The sequence below is a fragment of the Parasalinivibrio latis genome, assembly GCF_036825535.1.
Classification (GTDB): domain Bacteria; phylum Pseudomonadota; class Gammaproteobacteria; order Enterobacterales; family Vibrionaceae; genus Parasalinivibrio; species Parasalinivibrio latis.
This window is the reverse complement of sequence record NZ_CP098812.1, coordinates 723,041-743,967: the sequence shown is the minus strand read 5'-3', so window position 1 is coordinate 743,967 and position 20,927 is coordinate 723,041. Positions and strand designations below refer to the sequence as shown.

Annotated in this window: 17 protein-coding genes; 13 read left to right on the top strand and 4 right to left on the bottom strand. The window is 54.8% G+C overall.

The window, feature by feature from the left end; genetic code table 11:
* Window positions 1–86 precede the first annotated feature (86 nt).
* Window positions 87–902 carry a formate dehydrogenase accessory sulfurtransferase FdhD gene (fdhD, locus tag NF212_RS03685; RefSeq protein ID WP_434358934.1) on the top strand — a complete coding sequence of 272 codons (816 nt, stop codon included), beginning with the start codon at window positions 87–89 and terminating at the stop codon, window positions 900–902.
* A gap of 16 nt (window positions 903–918) precedes the next feature.
* On the opposite strand, the gene norR is transcribed toward fdhD, so the two are convergent.
* Complete coding sequence (gene norR / locus NF212_RS03680) at window positions 919–2,526, bottom strand: nitric oxide reductase transcriptional regulator NorR (RefSeq protein WP_434358932.1); 1,608 nt, start codon at window positions 2,524–2,526, stop codon at window positions 919–921.
* Window positions 2,527–2,759: 233 nt separating this feature from the next.
* Between norR and nirK the strand changes: the two genes are divergently transcribed.
* From nirK to NF212_RS03625, 11 genes are all read left to right on the top strand, one after another.
* On the top strand, window positions 2,760–3,926 hold the full coding sequence (gene nirK, locus NF212_RS03675; RefSeq protein WP_434358930.1) for a copper-containing nitrite reductase: 1,167 nt from the start codon (window positions 2,760–2,762) through the stop codon (window positions 3,924–3,926).
* Window positions 3,927–3,935: 9 nt separating this feature from the next.
* Complete coding sequence (locus NF212_RS03670) at window positions 3,936–4,799, top strand: hypothetical protein (protein WP_434358928.1); 864 nt, start codon at window positions 3,936–3,938, stop codon at window positions 4,797–4,799.
* Window positions 4,793–5,944 (top strand): SCO family protein, encoded by a 1,152-nt coding sequence (locus NF212_RS03665; RefSeq protein WP_434358926.1) that lies wholly within the window; start codon window positions 4,793–4,795, stop codon window positions 5,942–5,944. Before NF212_RS03670 ends, NF212_RS03665 begins: the two co-directional genes overlap by 7 nt.
* Before the next feature lie 182 nt (window positions 5,945–6,126).
* Window positions 6,127–7,749, top strand: coding sequence for a cbb3-type cytochrome c oxidase subunit I (locus tag NF212_RS03660; RefSeq protein ID WP_434358924.1), 1,623 nt, complete (start codon window positions 6,127–6,129; stop codon window positions 7,747–7,749).
* Window positions 7,746–8,330: a cbb3-type cytochrome c oxidase subunit II gene (locus NF212_RS03655; RefSeq protein ID WP_434358922.1), complete on the top strand. Its 585-nt coding sequence runs from the start codon at window positions 7,746–7,748 to the stop codon at window positions 8,328–8,330. Before NF212_RS03660 ends, NF212_RS03655 begins: the two co-directional genes overlap by 4 nt.
* Entirely contained in the window at window positions 8,330–8,992 is a 663-nt protein-coding gene (locus tag NF212_RS03650; protein ID WP_434358920.1) for a c-type cytochrome, read from the top strand. The genes NF212_RS03655 and NF212_RS03650 overlap by 1 nt, the downstream gene beginning before the upstream one ends.
* 14 nt (window positions 8,993–9,006) lie before the next feature.
* Complete coding sequence (locus NF212_RS03645) at window positions 9,007–11,235, top strand: heavy metal translocating P-type ATPase (RefSeq protein WP_434358918.1); 2,229 nt, start codon at window positions 9,007–9,009, stop codon at window positions 11,233–11,235.
* Window positions 11,236–11,540: 305 nt separating this feature from the next.
* Window positions 11,541–11,714 (top strand): trimethylamine N-oxide reductase system protein TorE, encoded by a 174-nt coding sequence (gene torE, locus NF212_RS03640; RefSeq protein ID WP_434358916.1) that lies wholly within the window; start codon window positions 11,541–11,543, stop codon window positions 11,712–11,714.
* A gap of 42 nt (window positions 11,715–11,756) precedes the next feature.
* Window positions 11,757–12,938: a pentaheme c-type cytochrome TorC gene (gene torC / locus NF212_RS03635; protein WP_434358914.1), complete on the top strand. Its 1,182-nt coding sequence runs from the start codon at window positions 11,757–11,759 to the stop codon at window positions 12,936–12,938.
* 17 nt (window positions 12,939–12,955) lie between these two features.
* Window positions 12,956–15,421 carry a trimethylamine-N-oxide reductase TorA gene (gene torA / locus NF212_RS03630; RefSeq protein WP_434358912.1) on the top strand — a complete coding sequence of 822 codons (2,466 nt, stop codon included), beginning with the start codon at window positions 12,956–12,958 and terminating at the stop codon, window positions 15,419–15,421.
* Window positions 15,422–15,589: 168 nt separating this feature from the next.
* Window positions 15,590–16,405, top strand: a complete 816-nt coding sequence (locus tag NF212_RS03625; RefSeq protein WP_434358910.1) for a sterol desaturase family protein — start codon at window positions 15,590–15,592, stop codon at window positions 16,403–16,405.
* A gap of 15 nt (window positions 16,406–16,420) precedes the next feature.
* Here the strand turns inward: NF212_RS03625 and NF212_RS03620 are convergent, their stop codons facing one another.
* The 3 genes from NF212_RS03620 to NF212_RS03610 are packed head-to-tail and all read right to left on the bottom strand — an operon-like array spanning window position 16,421 to window position 19,853.
* Complete coding sequence (locus NF212_RS03620) at window positions 16,421–17,215, bottom strand: phosphatase PAP2 family protein (RefSeq protein WP_434358908.1); 795 nt, start codon at window positions 17,213–17,215, stop codon at window positions 16,421–16,423.
* A gap of 46 nt (window positions 17,216–17,261) precedes the next feature.
* Complete coding sequence (locus tag NF212_RS03615) at window positions 17,262–18,791, bottom strand: ArnT family glycosyltransferase (protein ID WP_434358906.1); 1,530 nt, start codon at window positions 18,789–18,791, stop codon at window positions 17,262–17,264.
* A complete protein-coding gene (locus NF212_RS03610) occupies window positions 18,792–19,853 on the bottom strand; it encodes a glycosyltransferase family 2 protein (protein WP_434358904.1) in 1,062 nt (353 codons plus the stop codon).
* Window positions 19,854–19,964: 111 nt separating this feature from the next.
* On the opposite strand from NF212_RS03610, the gene NF212_RS03605 reads away from it, so the two are divergent.
* Window positions 19,965–20,897 carry a lysylphosphatidylglycerol synthase transmembrane domain-containing protein gene (locus tag NF212_RS03605; RefSeq protein WP_434358902.1) on the top strand — a complete coding sequence of 311 codons (933 nt, stop codon included), beginning with the start codon at window positions 19,965–19,967 and terminating at the stop codon, window positions 20,895–20,897.
* Window positions 20,898–20,927: the final 30 nt, after the last annotated feature.

The following is a 20,927-nucleotide window of genomic DNA, read 5'->3' as shown; positions in this document are numbered from 1 at the left end:
TATTAATAGCAAGCCTATTTCGGCATGGAAAAATAAGTATTCAAAATCAGAACAAGCGGCATTTCCGCTGCCGGGATAGATAAATTATGAGCATGACATTCGATCATATTGTTCACACTCAGGATATTGCTTTATATCAGGATGGATGCCCGACCCTAATTGAAGAGAGCCTGGCTTCGGAAGTGCGAGTTGCGCTTATTTATAACGGCATTTCCCATACCGTAATGATGGCAACGCCGCGGGATCTGGAGCACTTTGCTGTCGGTTTTACCCTGTCTGAACGTATCGTGGAAAATATCAGTGAAATTAAGAGCATTGATATTGAATCCGTTGAAAACGGGGTGCTGGTTTATATTGAAATCACCCAGCGCCGGTTTATGGCACTGAAAGAGCAGCAGCGGAATATGGCCGGCCGCACCGGTTGCGGTTTATGTGGCGTGGCAAAACTGGAACAGGCGATTAAGCCGGTTATCCCGGTGGAATCTGAAACGGTGTTTAATATTCACCACCTGGTTCCGGCACTGGCAGCATTGCGCGACCAGCAGGAGACCTTTAAGGTCACGGGCGCAACCCACGCAGCGATGGGGATATTTTCTGACGGTGAGATCGCCGGAAGCTTTGAGGACATCGGCCGCCATATTGCCCTCGACAAGTTGATCGGCAGTGTCTCCCGCAAAGGTGAACGCAAACCGGATGCCGTGCTGCTCACCAGCCGCGCCAGCTTTGAGATGGTCCAGAAAGTGGCAAGCGCCGGTATCCCGGTTATCTTTGCCATGTCTGCCGTCACCTCACTGGCGAGGGATCTGGCAGAAAAAAGCAATATCACCCTGGTGGGATTTTGCCGCAACAACCGGGCTACGGTTTATACCCATGGCCGCCGTATCACAGCAAATGCACTCTGATTGTCTGGCCGGGCTGTCACAGCCCGGTCTCCATTTCTGCTTCCACATTGATTGAAACCGCCACCTGCTTTTCCACCTTGATGCCCAGCCGTTTGGCCAGCCGGTTCAGGTTTGCCCGGTTCACCTTGAGCCTTCGGGCTGCGGCAGACCAATTGCCATTTTCCTCTTCCAGCACCCGCTGGATAAGACGGATCTGGAAGTTGTCCACTTCCTCACGCAGATCGTACTGGATGCCGGCTTCCTCCGGCAGGTCATCCTGCTTGATGGTACGGACGGAAAGTGATGCCGAAAGGTGCTCAAGATGGGTGACATCAATCTTTACGTTGCCATCCGTACTTGTCGACTTGGCCCTCAGTGCTGCCCGGCTGATAACATGCTCAAGCTCACGCACATTGCCCGGCCAGTCATACTGGTTGAGCACACCGACTGCTTCCGGTGCAATGACCAACCGGGAGATCCCGAGCCTGCGCCGGGAAGATTCCACAAAGTAGCCGGCCAACAGGGTAATGTCCCCGTCGCGCTCCCTGAGCGGCGGGACATGGATGGGGTAAACACTGAGCCGGTGGTATAAGTCAGAACGGAAATTCCCCGCCCTCACCTCATGCTCCAGCTTGCGGTTGGTAGCAGCCAGAATGCGCACATCCACTTTCTCGGTCTGGTCCTTACCCACTGGCTGTATTTCCTGGCTTTGCAGTACCCGGAGCAACTTGCTCTGTACCGTCAGCGGCAGCTCTCCAATCTCATCCAGAAAGATAGTGCCACCGTTGGCAATGCTGAATTTACCGGCCCGGTTACTGTCTGCACCGGTAAACGCGCCCTTGGCATGGCCGAACAGCTCACTCTCTATCAGGTTCTCCGGCAATGCGGCACAGTTGAGGTAAACCAGCGGCTCCTTGCTGCGGTGGGAGCTGGAGTGGATGCTGCTCGCCACCAGCTCCTTTCCTGTTCCGGTCTCCCCCTCAATCAGGATGGAGTAGTCTGACGGTGCCACCAGCAACAGCTCTTTTTTAAGCTGCCTGATAATCGGGGAATTGCCGATTATCTCATTCCCGCCAAGCTGTCTGGGCATGGAAGAGAGCTCTGCTACCACCTCCTGGCTGTGGTGGGAGTAATTTTCCATCCGGTTTTTCATGATATGGAAGGTAAGGATCATCGACGTCAGGTTGGTCAGTACCGCGAACGTCGGGAAATCGATATTGCCGAATGCCTTCGGGTCAAGGCTGTCCAGTGTCAGCACACCGATTAGCTGATCTTCATGGAACAGGGGGAGCCCCATACAGGCATGTACGTGTAACTCGCCCTGGTACTCTATCAACATGCCGTCATAAGGGTCCGGCAATTGGCTTTCATTTGGAAACCTGACCGGTGTCCGTGAGTTGCAGATTTCGTCAAAGCGGGGGTGCTCGGATACAGTAAACCGGCGGCCCAGCACATCCCGGGTCAACCCCTGCTGGACAAGGGGGCGCAATACCCCTTCCTCATACCGCAACAACACGATGGCATCGCAGGATATGACCGAGCGGATACTGCTAAGCAACCGTGTCAGCCTGACATCCGTTGTCAGGTTTTGGCTCAGCTCCGAAGTCAGCTCAAGAAGTTGTTTTTGTGTCACAGATACAGTCATAGGTTTCCCTCAGTTTTTGGGCAGTTACACGCTCCATGTCTAACAATCTCACCCGATGAAGAAATGCATCATTTGTGTCAAATTGACCAAGCTAACACGTTGTCATTTTGACCACTTCAATTTCATCCAATTATCACATCCGATTGTTTTATAAGGGATTAAATATCTTGGTACATTTCTGGCACTGGGTTGCCTTGCGTGTAGTGAGGTTCACAATCAAGTAAGGTACCAACATGAAAAAAACGGACTTAATCAAGCAAGAAGAAGGGACACTGGAAAGACGCAACTTCCTGAAAGTTGCAGCCACCTCTCTGGTGGCAGGGGGCTACCTCGTAGCCAAGGGCGCCCAGGCAACATCCGGGGGTCTTGAAGGGTTCACCGTCGGCACCAAGACCCAGGCAGAGGAACTGCCAAGGGTTAAGCAAAAACTCGTTGCCCCGCCATTCGTTCCGGAGCACGACCAGGTTGCCAAGGGCGGCCCGAAGCTCATTGAGGTTGAGCTGACTGTGGTTGAGCAGGAAATGGAAGTCGCCGATGGCGTGTACATGCAGGCGATGACGTTCAATGGCTCTATGCCCGGCCCGCTCATCATCTGCCATGAAGGTGACTATGTTGAGCTGACCCTGAAAAACCCGGCTACCAACACCATGGTCCATAACATCGACTTCCATGCATCTACCGGAGCACTGGGTGGCGGTGAGCTGACCAACGTTGCGCCAGGCGAGCAGGTCAAACTGCGCTGGAAAGCAACCAAGGCCGGGACATTTATCTACCACTGCGCTCCCGGTGGAATGATGATCCCTTACCACGTCGTCGCCGGTATGAACGGTGCCGTTATGGTACTGCCGCGTGATGGCCTGAAAGATCAAAAAGGCAATCCTGTAAAATACGACCGCTGCTACTACGTCGGCGAGATGGACCTCTATCTCCCATCTGACGGCAAAGGCGGCTACAAGCGATTCGGTTCACCGGGTGAAGCCATGGGCGAAACCCTGGAGGTGATGAGAACCCTTACCCCGAGCCACATTGTCTTTAACGGCAAGGTTGGCGCGCTGACGGGTGAACATGCCCTCCAGGCGAAAGTCGGTGAAACCGTACTCTTTATCCACTCACAGGCTAACCGCGATTCCCGTATCCACATCATCGGTGGTCACGGCGACCTGGTCTGGCATGGCGGCTCGTTCAACGATACCCCGGCAACCAACCTGGAAACCTGGCCGGTGTTCGGTGGTGAAGCGTCAGCCGCCCTGTACACCTTCCTGCAACCGGGGATTTATGCCTACGTAAACCACAACCTCATCGAAGCAATCATGCTGGGTGCGGCCGGGCATATCTCCGTCTCCGGGGAATGGAACAACGACCTGATGAAACAGGTTCAGGAACCCTCTCCACTCGGGTAAGGAATAGCCATGACAAAAGACAGGTTTTCTTGTCTGCATGGCACCGCCGCCGTCAGCCTGATTTTCATGCTGATGGCGGCACCTGCTCAATCCGGTCAAGCCCGGCTGTGTCCGCCGAGTAACCACTGGAACGAGAATATCCGCGACATGGACAGGATCCGGCAGGCAACAGTGATCAACCAGGTAGGTGTCCTTACCAGTGACTGGTACAGGCGCGTACTGACATCCGGCTCACCGGCACAGGATATACCTGTGGTTTATCCGTCGGGCATGACTGCGCTGGATATCGCCTCGGCAGACATTCACCAAAACAGCAATGGCGGCATACATATGTGTGTGGCCCTGAACGCACGGGTAGACGGCAAAGCCCAGAGGCTTGAAGACGCTTTTGTTTTCAACCCCGGCAGTTCCGCCATGGAAATAACCGGTGTTGAACGCAAGGCTCCCGCGGTGACGCTGGATACCCCGGAACAAGTGGTTGCAACACAAAAGGATGGCTATACCGCCCGGCTTGTCGCGTACCTGTGGCTGTCGGAAATAAACCGTCTGGACGTAAACAGCAATGTCCCAAAACTCAGGATGAATGGTGGTGTCAGCCAGATTATTGCCAGAACGCGAAACCAGCTGGGTGATACCGGGTGGATGCTGCGCAAAGTCAGCCACCAGGCCAAAAACAACGGACAGATGGAAGTCGACGTGTCTCTGGAATGGAAGGGAATAAGGCCCGACGGCCGCTATACCCTTGCGGCATTCCGTCACACCTTGCTGGTCGACACTGCCGGCCTGGCGCAAACCAATACGTTAAACATCCTGGCTGTGAATGAAGACATTCTTCTGCCCAATGCTGCCCCTTGGGAGAAACTTTTATGCTGACACCTTTTTATTTTTTCCAGCCCACCAGAATAATCACACTGGCAATGCTGTTGGTTGCCGCACTGTGGCTCTCCCCACAGGCAAGAGGCAGTTCAGACCCGCTTCCGGTACTAAGCGGCATTGGCGGTGATTTTACGGCTCAGGGATCAAACGGAAAGCCCGTATCCCTGGAACAATTCAGGGGAAAAGCGGTCATGCTGGCGTTTGGCTATACCAACTGCGCTGATGTCTGCCCGCTGACACTGGGCTACCTCAACAGTGTCTACAACCAGTTAAGCCGGGAAGAACAGCAGGCGACCCAGGTACTCTTTGTCACCGTTGACCCGGAATACGATACCGTCAGGCAAATGAATGCCTTCCTCGGGCATTTCAACCGGGACTTTATTGGCGTGACCGGCAACCGGGAAAAGATTGACCATATCGTCAACCTTTTCCGTACCCGCTACAGCCCACTGACCGATATGGATGTCGATACCAAATACGTCCGCAAGGTGCACCAGAAAGAGGGTGTCGAGGGCAAGGACTCCGGACGCCTTTACAACCACTCTGTTGCGATTTACCTCATCGACAAACGAGGTGAAACCCGGACGCTCTCCTATACCGGCACCCCGGCGGCTGACACCGTCCGAGCCCTGCAAAGCCTGATTTGGGAAACCGGTGAGCCGGAAGCCTCTCAGGTAGCGAATGCACTGCCGGAAGACCCGGACGAGCACAAAACCAATGCCATGCATATCGCATTTACTGTCACCGCGGGCACTACCGCGAAGTCACCCACCGGCGGGTTTGGCTTTATCCACAATATGGGCGACAGCGGTGATGTGCTGATGGGCATAAGCTCCCCGAAAGTAGAAAGGATTGAGGTACACCAGACCCTGGTCAAAGACGGTATGGCCAGGATGATTCCTCTGTCCAGCCTTGGGATCCCGGCACAAAGCAAAGTGGAATTTACCCATATGGGACTTCACCTGATGCTGTGGGGGGAACTTACAAAAGCCGGCACCCAGGTGCCATTGACCCTCCATTTTGCCAACGCTGGTGATGTGGAAATTATTGCCGAAGTCCAGCCTCGCAAACCTGCGGGCATGAAGGGGATGGATAACGGAAGTGGAAACCACGGGGGTGATGACCACGCAGGGCACCACTGACCGCGATGAATCAAACATAAAAACCGGCGGCAGGGTTTAGCCCTTTACCAAGCCCAGTCGCCCCTACCCAATAAAAACTTAGGGATTGAGTATGAGCAGTATTCTATGGAGCGGGCCCGGTCTGCGGCGCCCGAAGCCCTTCGCTGCCCCATTTTCCTCCCCTGTGAAAGAGGAGAAATGATATGGGACTGGCAATGGCATTTTTCGTCTCAGCGTGCTTTCTGATTTCAGTCTGCGCCCTGTACGCCTTTATCTGGTCAATAGGCAGTGAAAGCCAGGAAGACCATACCCCTCGCGCCGATGTGATTTTCGACGAAGGGGAACTTGGCCGGGTGGAAGATCCCGCCCTTGACGACAAAACGACATCAGCGATCAGCAAAGCTGACGATCTTCGCAGCAGCGAAGATATCCGGGAACGAATTTTGTTCGACACCTCTTCCCGTCTCCCGGTGCTGGCGTTTATTTCATCTGCACTGTTCTGGCTGGTGATAGGCTCTATTGCCGGGCTCCTGGCATCAGTGAAACTCCATATGCCGGATCTTTGGACCGGTGCCGCCGAGCTGACATTCGGCAGGGTACGCCCGGTTCACCTCAATGCCGTTGCGTACGGCTGGGGGTCAATGGCCGGTATCGGGATAGTACTGTGGCTGTTGCCCCGGATCCTGAAAACCCCGTTGGTCGGCAGTAAATATGCGGTTGCCAGTGCAGCGGTATGGAATCTGGCCCTGGCTATCGGCCTGACCCAGCTCCTGCTTGGCATGACCGACGGCAAGGAGTTCCTTGAAATCCCGTGGACGACAGACATCCTCTTTGTCATCGGAGGCGGGCTGGCGGCAGTTCCCCTGTTCCTGACCCTGCTGAACAAAAAGGCCGGGCACATCTATGTTTCCGGCTGGTATTTCAGTGCGGCGCTGGTGTGGTTCCCGCTGCTGTTCCTGATGGGCAACATGCCAGGGCTTTTCTACGGGGCAGAGCAGGCCATCCTCAACTGGTGGTTCGGCCATAACGTGCTGGGGCTTTGGGTCACACCGATTGCCGTTGGTACTGCCTATTACTTTATCCCGAAAATTCTCGGGGTACCGGTACACTCTTACCGCTTGTCGCTGATTGGCTTCTGGTCGCTGGCCCTGTTCTACAGCCAGGTCGGTGTCCACCACCTGATTGGCGGGCCGGTGCCTTACTGGCTGCAAACCCTGTCTATCGTCCAGAGCGTGATGATGATTGTTCCGGTGGCGGCATTTACCTTCAATATGTTCACCATTACCCGGAAGAACTTCGGGATCATGAAGAGCTCCTTCACCCTGCGCTTTATCCTGATAGGCGCGGTGTGTTACCTGCTCTCCTCCGTGCAGGGTTCACTTGAAGCCGTCCGTGCCATGAACTATCTGGTGCATTTCACCCACTACACGGTAGCCCACGCACACCTTGGCCTTTACAGCTTCTTCACCATGATCCTGTTCGGTGCCATTTACTTTGTTGTCCCACGGGCAACCGGCGTGAACTGGGTTCGCCCGAAGCTCATCAGCCTCCACTTCTGGCTGGTGTTTATCGGGATGCTGATTTACATCGTTTTCCTCACCATTGGCGGTATCGTCCAGGGACTGGCATTGCAGGATCCGAACATCCCGTTCGGTGAGTCCACTGCAGTGAGCCTGCCATACCTCGAATGGCGGAGTGTCGGCGGTACCCTGATGACCTTCGGCCATCTTGTGATTGCCTACCATCTCTATATCCATCTTCGCCATGTTAAACGCTTGAAGTCTTCCAATGTGCCAAGGCCGCAAAGTCAGGAGGTGACATCATGAACCGCGCCGTCGCCATCATGGCTGGAGCTCTGACCATACTGCTCCTGGCCTTTATCATCCTGGTGATGATCCCCTCGGTAAACGTTGCAGGGGATCCACCGCCCAAAGGGCTCAAGCCCTATACCAAGCAGGAAATGCGAGGCCGTGATGTCTACATTGCCAACGGCTGCCTGTACTGTCACTCCCAACAGGTAAGGGACAATATCTGGTCAACCGATGAAGCCCGCGGCTGGGGCCGCCCGTCTGTATCCGGTGACTACTATTACGACAACCCTCACCTGCTCGGCACCATGCGTACCGGGCCTGACCTGATCAATGTCGGTGTCCGCCAGCCGAGTGACACCTGGCACCTGATCCACCTTTACCAGCCAAGGGCGGTGGTCGCGGACAGCATCATGCCAGGCTACCCGTTCCTGTTTGAAGAGGTAAACGAAGCCAAAGACGACGATGTGACAGTCAGCCTGCCGCCACAATTTGCGCCGGACGGCAAGACGGTTGTCGCCACGCAGGAAGCCCTGGATCTTGTGGCTTACCTCAAGTCACTCAAACGCGATTACCCCCTGGAGAAGGAGCTTAAATAATGAACCAACTGCCACAATTCAATGAACTCGGGGAACCCAGCGAACAGAACAACCCGGTACCGCTGGTCATCATCCTGTTGATAGCCTCCCTGGTTGTCTGGGGTGCCATGTATATCTTCAATGTCAGCCTTTACATTGAGGATAAAGTCTCAGCCCGTGCGGTGAACTACGGTACTGTCCAGCAGGAACCGGCGTCTGCCCCCGCACCGGCACCTGCCAAGGAAACCCCGGCAGCCTCCCCTTCCGGGGGCGGTGAGGGTGCGGGTGGCGCGGTGACCGCAAACGGTAAATCTGTTTATGCCGGGAAGTGTGCTGCATGCCACCAGGCCACCGGTAAAGGGCTGCCCGGTGTGTTCCCGCCGCTCGACGGATCCCAGTGGGTCACCACGGATAACATCGATATCCCGCTCCAGATTGTCCTCCACGGCATCAAGGGTTCGATTATGGTCAACGGAACCAAGTACAGCGGGTCCATGCCGGCCTTTGCTTCCAGCCTTTCAGACAATGAAGCTGCAGCAGTGGTCAATTACATACGGACAAGCTGGTCAAACAAAGCCTCTGAAGCCACGCTGGCAGATGCAAAACAGGCAAGGGATGCACGCTCTTCAACCTTTGCCGGGGGTGATGACATCAACAGTGCCTTTGGCACTGCCCTGAAGTAAGAGAGGGAACGCTGGTGGAACGCGCACAGGCGGCAACACGACAGGTATTCTGGGTAACAGGGATGACCTGCGCCAGCTGTGCGCGTTTCCTTTCCGAGCGACTTTCTGAAGTACCCGGGGTGCGCAAAGCCCGGGTGAATTTTGAGGGCAGTTATGCCCTGGTGGATACGGATAATGACAGCCGGGTATTGCATGACCTGGTGCGCCACGCCAGCAGAGCCGGGTACCGGCTTTCCACCGAAGGGATTGACGCGCGCCGTGACGCCCTGCACAGGCAAAACCGCAGGCTGGGAGGCACGCTTATCCTGGCTGCGATTTTTACCATGTGGTCGATGCTGGCGGCCGTTATCACCTATCTCAATTCACCGGATGATATCGGCACAACGGTTTTCCAAACCCTCACTCTGGTCTCTGGGATTTTCTCCATTCCTGTAGTGTGGCTGCTTTCACTTCATATCCAGAAGATGGCCTGGCAAGCGCTCCGGCACGGTCGTTTTAACCTTGATGCCATGGTGCTGACCGGCTCCTGGTCCGCTTTTGTTATCTCCTGCTTTTTCTGGTGGCAGGGCAGTGAAAATGTTTATTTTGATACAGCTGCCATGCTGATGTTTATCCAGCTTGGCGGCAAATATATCGATGCCCAAATCAAGGCATCCAGCCTGAACAACCTTGGGGAAATCATTGGGAGTGACCCGTTGGCTGAGCGCATAGATGCCAGCGGATTTACTGACCTTGTCTCGGTGCCAGCCCTCAAAGCCGGCGACCGGATACGGCTGTACCGGGGAGACCGTATCTATATCGACGGCGTCCTGGATACCCCGGAGGCACTGCTGGATATCAGTATGACTACGGGGGAAAGCGCACCGGTTACCGTTTCCCGCGGAGAGGTGCTGAAAGCCGGCTGCCTGAATATCGGCAATGCTATCGAACTGGTAGTACTGAAAACCAGCGGGGAAACCTCTGCTGACCTCCAGTTGCTTGAAGTGCTGTCAAACCGGGCAGAGAAGCCCCATGCACAGAAACTCGCGGACAAAACTGCCGCTTACTTTTCAAACCTCATCATTATCCTGACAGTGTTATCTTCCGTCATCCTGCTGGTTAACGGTGAACCGGTCAGTGAAATTGCCAAGCGCGCGCTGGCCATGCTGGTCATAGCCTGCCCGTGTGCCTTGACACTCGCCATTCCGCTGGCATCCCAGGCCATTCAGGACAGGGCCCTGAAAAGCGGGATCCTGCTCAACAACGTCTGGGCACTGTACAACGCGGGATCTGCCGGACATATCCTGTTAGATAAAACCGGCACCCTGACCAAAGGTTCGCCACAGGTCAAAAACCTTTTCCCGGCCCGGAACGTGCTGTCCGGAGACCTGTTGAGCCAGGCTGCTGCCCTGGCCGGATACACCCCGCACCTGTACGCTGACGCAATACTCAGGCATGCCCGGTCCGTTTCCCCTCCACAACTTTCCCGGTACCACCGGGAGCTGTCCGGGACGGGGAAGACTGAAGAAACCGGCGGCAAGGGGATCATCTGGTCCGGTCCAGACGGGCAAGCCCAGTTGGCAATGGGCACCCGGCAATTCCTTATGGAGCTTGGTGTCCGTGATGTGCCGGGTTATTCAACCTCTGGTTGCTATATCGCCTGCCACGGGCGTTACACAGGGTTTATCGAAATTGCAGATCCGCTTAGAAAAGAGACACCCGAAGTCATCGCCGGGCTCCGTACCAGCCGATACGGACTGGCGATGCTCAGCGGCGATAAACCGGAAGTTTGCGAGCAGGTTTCAGACAAATTGGGGGGGATAACAGTCTTCAGCGAGTGCCTGCCGGAGGACAAGCAGGGGCTGGTCAAACGTTACCAGACTGAAGGTCCGGTAATTTTTATCGGTGATGGCCTGAATGATAACCTGGCCCTGACCCAGTCAGATTTCGGCATAACGTGCGACAAAGCCGCCAAACTGACTCAGTCCTGTGCCGATGCCGTTATCCTGGTACCAGGGCTTACCCCTCTCCCCTCCGTTCTGGGACTGGCCGGGCAATTTCGTTCACTGGTACGGCGCAACCTCACCTTTGCCCTGGTTTACAACTTCATCGCCTTGCCGGTGGCAGCGTCAGGTATCGTTTCTCCCTTACTTGCCATTGGTGCCATGTTGCTCAGTTCAGGCTCGATAATGGTTAATACCTGGTTGGAGAGCAGCAGGCCACATCCCAAACAGGCAGAGCCCGATCGCCCCCAAAATATCTAACCATTCGGTTAAATTTATACCCTTATTCTATTTTTCGAATACAACCGACAGGAAAAAGCGTGCTTCCCTATGAATTTAAAATGAAAATCCCGTTATTTTGATCGCTGTCACACGCGATGAAATTCAAAGATAAATCAAGCAATTAGTTATCCGCTCCTGAACACTGTCGCCCGTTTTTTACGCCTTACATCATACAACTGTTCCCACTCTTCAATATCAAGACAGCCTGGCCATTTATGTCGGCTATGCTTTGATCGTCTTAACGATACAAATCAATTAATTACGAATATTCAAAGGGTTGCATTATGCGTGAGCAAGATTCTGTCGATACAGATGAAACGGCAGGATATGAGTGGCGGGCATTTTTGTTTATCGCCGTCATCCTGTTTCCGGTTCTGAGCATCATGTTCGTTGGTGGATACGGATTTACCGTCTGGATGTTGCAAGTGTTCTTCTGGGGCCCCCCTGGGCACGGCTAGTTTCCAGTAAACCTGTATTTCTGAGCTAAAGGGTAATCCATCATGAAATTCAAAATTAAAAGACTCTGGGCGACTTTCTGGCGTCCGGCTACACACATCAGTCTCGGGGTACTGGCACTCGGCGGATTTATTGCCGGGGTTATTTTTTGGGGAGGATTCAATACTGCGCTTGAAATGACCAATACCGAAAAGTTCTGTATCAGTTGCCACCAGATGCGGGACAACGTTTACCAGGAACTCCAGGGTACCGTGCACTGGACCAACAATGCCGGTGTCCGTGCGACCTGCCCGGATTGCCATGTCCCCCATAAGTGGACAGACAAAATTGCCCGGAAGATGCAAGCCAGCAAGGAAGTGTGGGCAGCGGTATTCGGCACCATCGATACCCGGGAACAGTTTCTTGAACAGCGGCTGACCCTAGCGCAGCATGAATGGCGGCGCTTCAGTGCCAACGGCTCTCTTGAATGTAAAAACTGCCACCAGTACGCCAGTATGAAGTGGGAAGATATGTCCCCGGCAGCCCGGTTCCAGATGAAACAGGCTGCTGAAAAAGACCAGAGCTGTATCGACTGCCACAAAGGTATTGCCCACCACCTGCCGGAAAACATGGATTCCTCCGGCGGCATGATCGGCAAGCTCCAGGAGCAGGCCGGTTCGACCAATTATGATCAGGGTGCAACGCTGTATGCCGTCCGCCACCTTCCCCTTTATGAAACCGACAACCTGATAAAAGAAGCCGGTGTCCTCAACCCTGCAACGGAAGTAACAGTGATTACAGACGAAGGCAGCGCCATCCAGGTCAAGCTGCTGGGCTGGCGCAAGGCGAAAGGCTTTGGCCGGGTGATTGATACTGACTTTGGCCTCAATATTGGCAGCGCTGCGCTTTCCAAGGACGTCTCACAAAACGACCAGTTTGTTAAGACCTTCGAAACCAAGGAAGACGATCTCACCGGCCTGCCGTGGCAACGGGTGGAAGTCGATGTCTGGATGCGCAAGGAAGACATGCTGAACAGCATTGAGCCTATCTGGAGCGAGGCGAAACAGGCCTACCAGACCAACTGTAGCGTGTGCCATACCCAACCGGCGGAGAACCATTTCGATGCCAATACCTGGCCGGGTATGTTCGACGGCATGATGGCGTTTGTGAACTTCGACCACGACACCAAGACCCTAGTGCTCAAGTACCTGCAGATGCACTCGTCTGACTTTGACAAGAGCCACTAACTGACAGGAGCACAATCATGACCATGAACCGAAGAACGTTTTTAAAGGGATTGATGGGAGCCAGTGCTGCGTCTGTTGTCGGGCCAAGCCTGCTCACTGCCACCAATGCCTTCGCCGCAGCGGAAGAAGCTGACGGCGTATGGAAAACCCAGGGCTCCCACTGGGGCGCTTTCCGGGCCCGGGTGTGGGCCGGGAAGGTCCAGGAGATCAAGCCACTGGAAATGGACCCTGCCCCCACCGACATGCTCAACGGCATCAAGGGCATCATCTACAGCTCGTCCCGGGTACGCTACCCCATGGTGCGGCTGGACTGGCTGAAAAAGCACAAATACGCCGCTGAAACCCGGGGCAACAACCGCTTTGTCAGGGTAACCTGGGATGAGGTGCTGGACCTTTTCTATCGTGAGCTGGAATACGTCCAGAAGAACTTCGGCCCCTCCGGCCTCTTTGCCGGGCAGACCGGCTGGCGCCAGACCGGCCAGTTCCAAAGCTGCGGTAACCACATGCAACGTGCCATTGCCATGCATGGCCACTCTGTCACCAAGGTCGGCGATTACTCCACCGGTGCCGGGCAGACCATCCTGCCTTATGTCATCGGCTCCACCGAGGTATATGCCCAGGGGACATCCTGGACAGAGATCCTGGAAAATACAGATAACCTGATTTTCTGGGCCTCGGATCCGGTAAAGAACCTCCAGGTAGGCTGGAACTGTGAGACCCACCAATCACTGCCGTACTTCGATGAGCTGAAGAAGAAAATCGCCGACGGCAGCATTAACGTGATTACCGTTGATCCGGTGCGCTCCAAGACCCTCAACCACATCAACTGCAAGCACAGGTACGTCAACCCACAAACTGACGTGCCCTTTATGCTGGGGATCGCCCATACCCTGTACAAGGAAAACCGCTTCGACCAGAAATTCCTTGATACCTATTGCCTCGGCTTCAAGGATTTCCTCCCCTACCTGCTGGGTACCGGTGAGGACAAAACCGAGAAAACCCCGGAATGGGCGGAAGCGATCTGTGGTGTCAAAGCCGACGAAATCCGCGAGTTTGCCCGGATGCTTGCCAAGGGGCGGACCCAGTTTATGTTCGGCTGGGCCATCCAGCGCCAGCAACACGGTGAGCAGCCTTACTGGATGGGGGTAATGCTTGCCTCCATGCTGGGCATGATTGGCCTGCCGGGTGGTGGTGTCTCCTACTCGCACCATTACAGCTCGATAGGCATTCCATCCTCCGGTTTCTCCGGCCCTGGCGGTTTCCCGCGCAACCCCGACCGCGGACAGGAGCCGAAATGGACCAGCACCGACTACCGGGGTGCAAGCAAGACCATCCCGGTCGCCCGCTGGATCGATATGCTGCTGAACCCCGGCGGGAAGATCCAGGCCAACGGGGCAGAAGTGACCTACCCGGATGTGAAGATGCTGGTGATCAGCGGCTGTAACCCCTGGCACCACCACCAGGACCGCAACCGGATGAAAAAAGCGTTCCAGAAGCTGCATACCGTGGTGACCATTGATTTCACCTGGACCGCCACCTGCCGTTTCTCAGATATCGTCCTGCCTGCCTGCACCCAGTGGGAGCGCGATGACATTGACCTCTATGGCTCCTATGCTGCGCGCGGCATTGTCGCCATGCACAAGCTGGTGGATCCGCTGTTCCATTCCAAAACTGACTTCCAGATCTTTTCTGAGCTGTGCCGCCGTTGGGGCAAGGAAGCGGAATATACCCAGAGCAAAACTGAGCGCCAGTGGATCATGGAGCTGTACAACAACTGCCGTGAAGCTAACAAGAATTCCCACCCCCTTCCGGAATTTGAGGAATTCTGGGCCAAAGGCATTATCGATTACCCGCAGGGCAAGCCCTGGGTACGCCATGCTGCTTTCCGGGAAGACCCGGAAATCAATGCATTGGGCACCCCGTCCGGGTTTATCGAGTTGTACAGCCGCAAGATTGCCCGTTACGGTTACAAACACTGCCAGGGACACCCAATGTGGTTTGAAAAGGCAGAGCGCTCCCATGGCGGGCCGGGATCTGACAAATTCCCGTTCTGGCTCCAGTCCTGCCACCCGGATCAGCGCCTGCACTCCCAGATGTGTGACTCAGACTACCGGGACACCTATACCGTACAGGGGCGCGAGCCGGTGTATATCAACCCGGATGATGCAAAGAAAAAAGGCATTAAGGACGGGGATCTGGTACGGGTATACAACGACAGGGGCCAGCTTATTGCAGGGGCCAGGCTGTCTGAAAACTACCCCAGCGGTGTCATCCGTATCTATGAGGGCGCATGGTACGGCCCGACAGGCCCGGAGATCGGCGCTATTGATACCTATGGCGACCCGAACACGGTAACGCTGGATGTCCCGACCTCTGAGCTTGCCAACGCCACAAGTGCCAACACCTGTATTGTGGATATTGAAAAGTACACGGGTGAGGCTCCGCCGGTCACCTCCTTCGGCGGGCCAATCTATGTTTCTTGAACATAGTGTTTTTTAACAACACCGTTTCCTGAATAACCGGTATGGAAACATTTGCTGACAATCGGCACCTTCGGGTGCCGTAACTTTTTTCTCCCGGCTCGGTCTTAATTATTAGAGGGATATTTTACGCATTGCTAAAATAAACATATTACGTAAGACGGAGGCGGTATGTTTGACTGGGTCACTGAGCATGAAATGGCACTCAGGCTGGGCATGTTTTTCGGAATCTTTTTCATTATGGCCCTGTTTGAAGGTGTTGCCCCCCGTCGCCCGCTCACTGCCCCCAAGTGGTTTCGCTGGCTCAATAACCTGACGCTGGTTGGCTTGAATACCTTCCTGGTCCGGCTGGTTTTCCCAACGGCTCTGGCCGGGGTTGCCATGTACCTTGCCGACAACCGGGTCGGGGTTTTCAATGTGCTTGATGCGCCACTCTGGTTCAGCGTCCCGCTTAGCCTTATCCTGCTCGACGGTGTCATCTGGCTCCAGCACAAAACCTTCCATGAAGTTCCCCTTCTCTGGAGACTTCACCGGGTTCACCATGCCGATCCGGATATCGACGTGACCACAGGATCCCGGTTCCATCCTCTGGAAATCCTGATTTCCATGGTGGTAAAAGTGGTGGCCGTGACCCTGCTCGGGGCGCCGGCCGTCGCTGTTGTCCTTTTTGAGATCCTGCTCAATGCACTGGCGATGTTTAACCACAGCAACGTCAGGCTGCCCAACCGGATTGACCGCATGGTGCGTTTCCTTGTCGTCACGCCGGACATGCACCGTATCCACCACTCCGTTATCCCGGAAGAGTACAACACCAATTACGGTTTCAACCTCGCACTCTGGGACCGCTGGTTTGGGACTTACACCGATAAACCATTACATGGACACCTGGGTATGGAAATTGGCCTCAAAGGCTGTTTACCGGCACAGGCAACCAACCTGGCATCAATGCTGAAAATGCCTTTTCTGACCCAAGCCCCCCGCAGTTAATGCCAATGGGATAAATCAGGGTATGGTCTTGACAGCAGAACGTGCTTTTTTCCTTTCATCACGCCAGTCAAAGTACAGACGGAATCCCTGGACAATGCATGCAGCCAGTGACCCGATAGCCAACAGGTAGACCAGTACCTCTACCTGCTTGTAGCCATGGCGGTAGGTGAAAAGGCTCAGGGCATTGCCGGCCAGCATCAAAAGCAGTACGGCTTTTACCCAAAGCCTGTCTGACCAGGTCACATTGCGCATCAGCGTCCCGGCTCCCCATGCCAGTACCAGGCCGATAGCCAGGCCGACCAGCACATCAGTGGGCCAGTGAATACCCACAGCAATCCGTGACACCGCCACCAGCCCGGCCGCCCCCAGCAGCCAGTTACCGAACTTTTCCGGCAACACGGATCGCCACAGCATGGCCGTCGCCATGGCGGTCGCCGCATGCCCGGACGGGAAAGAGTTGCCGGTATAGGGCTTGCCAATCAGGTTGAACGCATCCGGCGGCAACACTGCTGGCGGACGTGCCCAGTCCGTCACACCCTTGATGCCATGAATCACTAACAATGCCATCACCGTCAGGCACAATGCCACTACCATCAGGCGGTGATGGCGGAAAAACACAAACGGGAAGATGGCAAACATGATCATGCCGTCCCCCATCAGGGTCACCATGGACCAAAAGGTATCCGGCAATACACTGGCCCCGGCATTGATTGCCAGGAAAAGGGGTTGGTCGAGTTTCAAAAGGGCAACCACCCCGGCAGCCTGTACCATGATCCAAGCCTTGGAGCGCCACAGCGGCACAGGCTTCATATAGGGTATACCTGCACTTAACATACGCATCATCCGAAAATGTCGGTTACTTTGATTCAAACAGGGATGCTGTACCCTGCTGGAATACCAGCCGTTCTATATCGAACTGTTCTAATTTGTCGGTGCGGGTGAAAACCCACTCGCCGGTTTCAGGCGGGCGCTTTTCTGTTACCGAACCGAGGTAAACCGAAAAACTTGGCATGTTGGAGGCGGCGGTCACCACATTTTTCCCAGCAGCACGGGCGAAAAGCGCAGCCTGTTTTACCGGTGACTGTTGCGCCTCTGCCAGCACCGGGACAACCGTGGTCAGAATACAAAACGCAGACAGCGTACCTATCAGCAATGGCCCATGTGGCCGCAGGACGTTGCCGCCAACAAGGAACAAGACGCAGATTCCCAGCACAAACTGGACAATCACAAAATAGGTTGGGGAGAAGGCATCAATGGCTCCCAACATCACCAGGCGGGCATAGTCCTGTGCAGTAGCAACCAGAGATTCAAGGACAAACGGCAGGGCAAGGAGCAACAGGGCAAATACCAGAAGCGGGACAACCAACACCAGCCGGTTATGGACCAGCCGCAGGTAATTTGCCATCAGCAGCCACAAAGGAGGCATCCCGTACAACAGGTAGTGGGGAAGCTGGGTATCAGACAGGGAAAAAACAGTGAAAGTGACAGCAAACCAGACTAACAGAAAACGCCCAACCGGCCGCTTCCACCAGTGCTGCCACTTATAGAGCACAGCAAGAAGCACTCCGGTAAATGGCAACGCGATATAAAGCAATACCGGCAGGTAATACAGCAGGCTGCCACCATGCCCTTCCATGGTGTCGGTGAAGCGGCCCAGGTTGTGCCCGAGGAAAAAGCCTTCCACAAATGCCTGCCCCTGCGCTTTGTAAACAAGGTAATACCAGGGAGCTGCAACAATGAAAAAAACCGCCCAGCCGGGAAGGAAAACCAGTGCCCGGCCCATGTCTCGCCACCTGCCGGATACCAGGGTAAACACAAGAAGGGTGACAAAAGGGATCACCATGGCTACCGGCCCCTTGGCCAGAAACCCAAGGCCCATCCAGAGATAGGTCAGGGTTGCCCGCCCGGTTGTTGGCCGGTCCAGGTAACGCCACACTGACAGGCAAGTCAGGGTAAGGAAGAGGTTCAGCAGGGCATCAGCCGTTGCAGCCCGGGCAATGACCAGGGTCATCAGGGAGCAACTGGCTACCGTCACTGTCAGCCATTCACTCCCAGGAAAATAGCGCCTTGCAAAACCGTACAGGGCTGCCATCCACCCCGTCGCGGCCAGTGCCGAAGGCAGGCGAAGTGACCATTCATTCGTGCCAAAAAGTGCAGTAGCAACGAGCTGGCACCAGTAAATCAGGATGGGTTTATCGAACCTTGGTTCCCCATAAAGCCAGGGGGTAACCCAGTCCCCCCGGATACGCATCTCCATGGTGGCAGCAGAAAATGCCCCTTCATCCAGGTCGAACAATGGGAAGCTGCCAAGCCCGATATAAAACGCCAATAAAATGAGAAAGCTGAGGACCAGTGCCTGCGCTTTCTCATTCATTGGCGCATTCATTTACGCGTCCCCGGCCTTCGTATTCTCCTCTCCGGGGGCGGGATATTCACATGCCTGGTAGGCTTTCCGGCTGGAGGATTCGTAATAAACCCGGCTGAGGATCTCCGCCACCACACCCGTTGTCATCAGCTGGACGGCAGCAAGCACCAGCATCACACCGACCACCAGCATGGGTCGCTGACCGATATCATGGTCAAACAGGAATTTCTGGATTGCCAGCCAACCCAGCATCCCTCCGCCAAGCGCACCCAATACCATGCCGACTGTGCCAAAGAAATGGGCCGGCCGGGCGCGAAAACGCATAAAGAACACCACCGAAAGGAGGTCAATCAATACCCTGACCACCCGGGATATCCCGTATTTAGACTCACCGTGGGTTCTGGCGTGGTGCTTGACCGGCACTTCACTGATACGGTTTTTCGGAACATGGCAGGCTACCCAGGCCGGGATAAATCGGTGCATTTCCCCGTACAGTTTTACCTGCTTGATAACACTTGCACGGTAAACCTTGAGTGAGCAGCCATAGTCATGCAGCCTCACCCCGGTTACTTTTCCTATCAGGCGGTTAGCAATTTTTGAGGGAATTTTCCGCAGGATCAGTTTGTCTTTGCGCGCCTTTCTCCAGCCGACCACCAGATCCAGATCGTCACGGATCAGGGTTTCTACCATCATCGGGATGTCATCCGGATCGTTTTGCAAGTCACCGTCCAGCGTAACAACAACCCCGCCTTTTGCTGCATCAATGCCCGCCTGCATCGCGGCGGTCTGCCCAAAATTACGTTGGAGCTCCAGCACCCGCAGTGGGATTTTTGATGCTTTTTGCGCCTCCAATAACCGCTCAAGGGTACGGTCGTCACTGCCGTCATTGACGGCAATAATTTCTACCCGGTAGTCATGAAGGGTTGGGACAGCGTTTATTCTTTCAATCATGGCCGCCGCATTGTCTTCTTCGTTGTAGAAGGGCAACACGATGCTTACGGAAAGTAGGGAAGAAGTTGTGTTACTGTGGTGTGAATCGTTGCTATCACTCATTGATGGTGACGGCTGGGTTGCAATTGTCATTCTTTATTCGCCTTCCATAGCGCATTACTACAAGATGAGCACCTATCTGTAACACAAGGTTTTTATGGTAGAAAGAATAAATGACGTGAATCATATGGATTTGTTACATCAATGAGACAACTATCAGTAACACTTCTCTCACTGCTTTTATTTGCGCTTGCCATACACTGGCTGATTGGCTGGCCAACCGTGTGGGACGTGCTCAGCGGGCTGACTCCAACGCTGGTTGCCATTATGGCTGTTTCCATTTTGCTCTCTTACGGGTTGCGCGCCTGGCGGCTTTACAGCGAGCTCAACCGGCGGGGTTCAGAAGCACACTTTGGTCAGACACTGGAAATTATCGTCTACAACACAGCCCTGAATAACCTGCTCCCGGCACGTACCGGTGAAGCCTCTTTCCCGATTTTACTCAATCGCCGCTTTGGTATCAGTGCCTATGATGGCAGCGCCCTGCTGCTGCTGTTCCGGCTTGGTGACCTGGCGGGACTCTGCCTGCTGGGTGCTGTTGCGCTGGCGCTCTCCCCTGTCGGCGTTTCCGGGCCGGCTGCGGCGGTTTTCGCTCTCCCGGCTTTGGGGCTTCTGTTTCTCTCCCTGTTTCACCGCCCGCTAAAGCGCTGGTGTGAATCGCATCCCTCCCTCCCGGCCTTTGTCCTCAAGACCCTGAATGCACTTTCCTGGTCGTTCCCGTCCTCAGCCCTCCACTGGCTGGCATTTCTTGCCCAGACTCTGCTTATCTGGGTGTTAAAGCTCGCTGGACTTGTCCTCACCGTGGCTGTGATGACCGGCAGTCCCTGGCTTGTGGCAACACTTGGCGTCATTGGCGGAGAACTGGCATCAGCCATGCCGTTTAACTTGCCCGGGAACCTGGGGACATACCAGGCCGGTTATGCACTGACAGCGTTAGCCGGTGCAGATCAGGCACTTATTGCATCCATGGTCAGTGCAAGCATCGCCATACATATGACCCTTGTATTTGTGAGTCTGCTCCTTGTTATCATATTTAAGACATCAAACAAACAAATTAGTAACAGAAATTCGGTATAACTGAGTCCTTTATCAGTTAGCGTGCCTGCT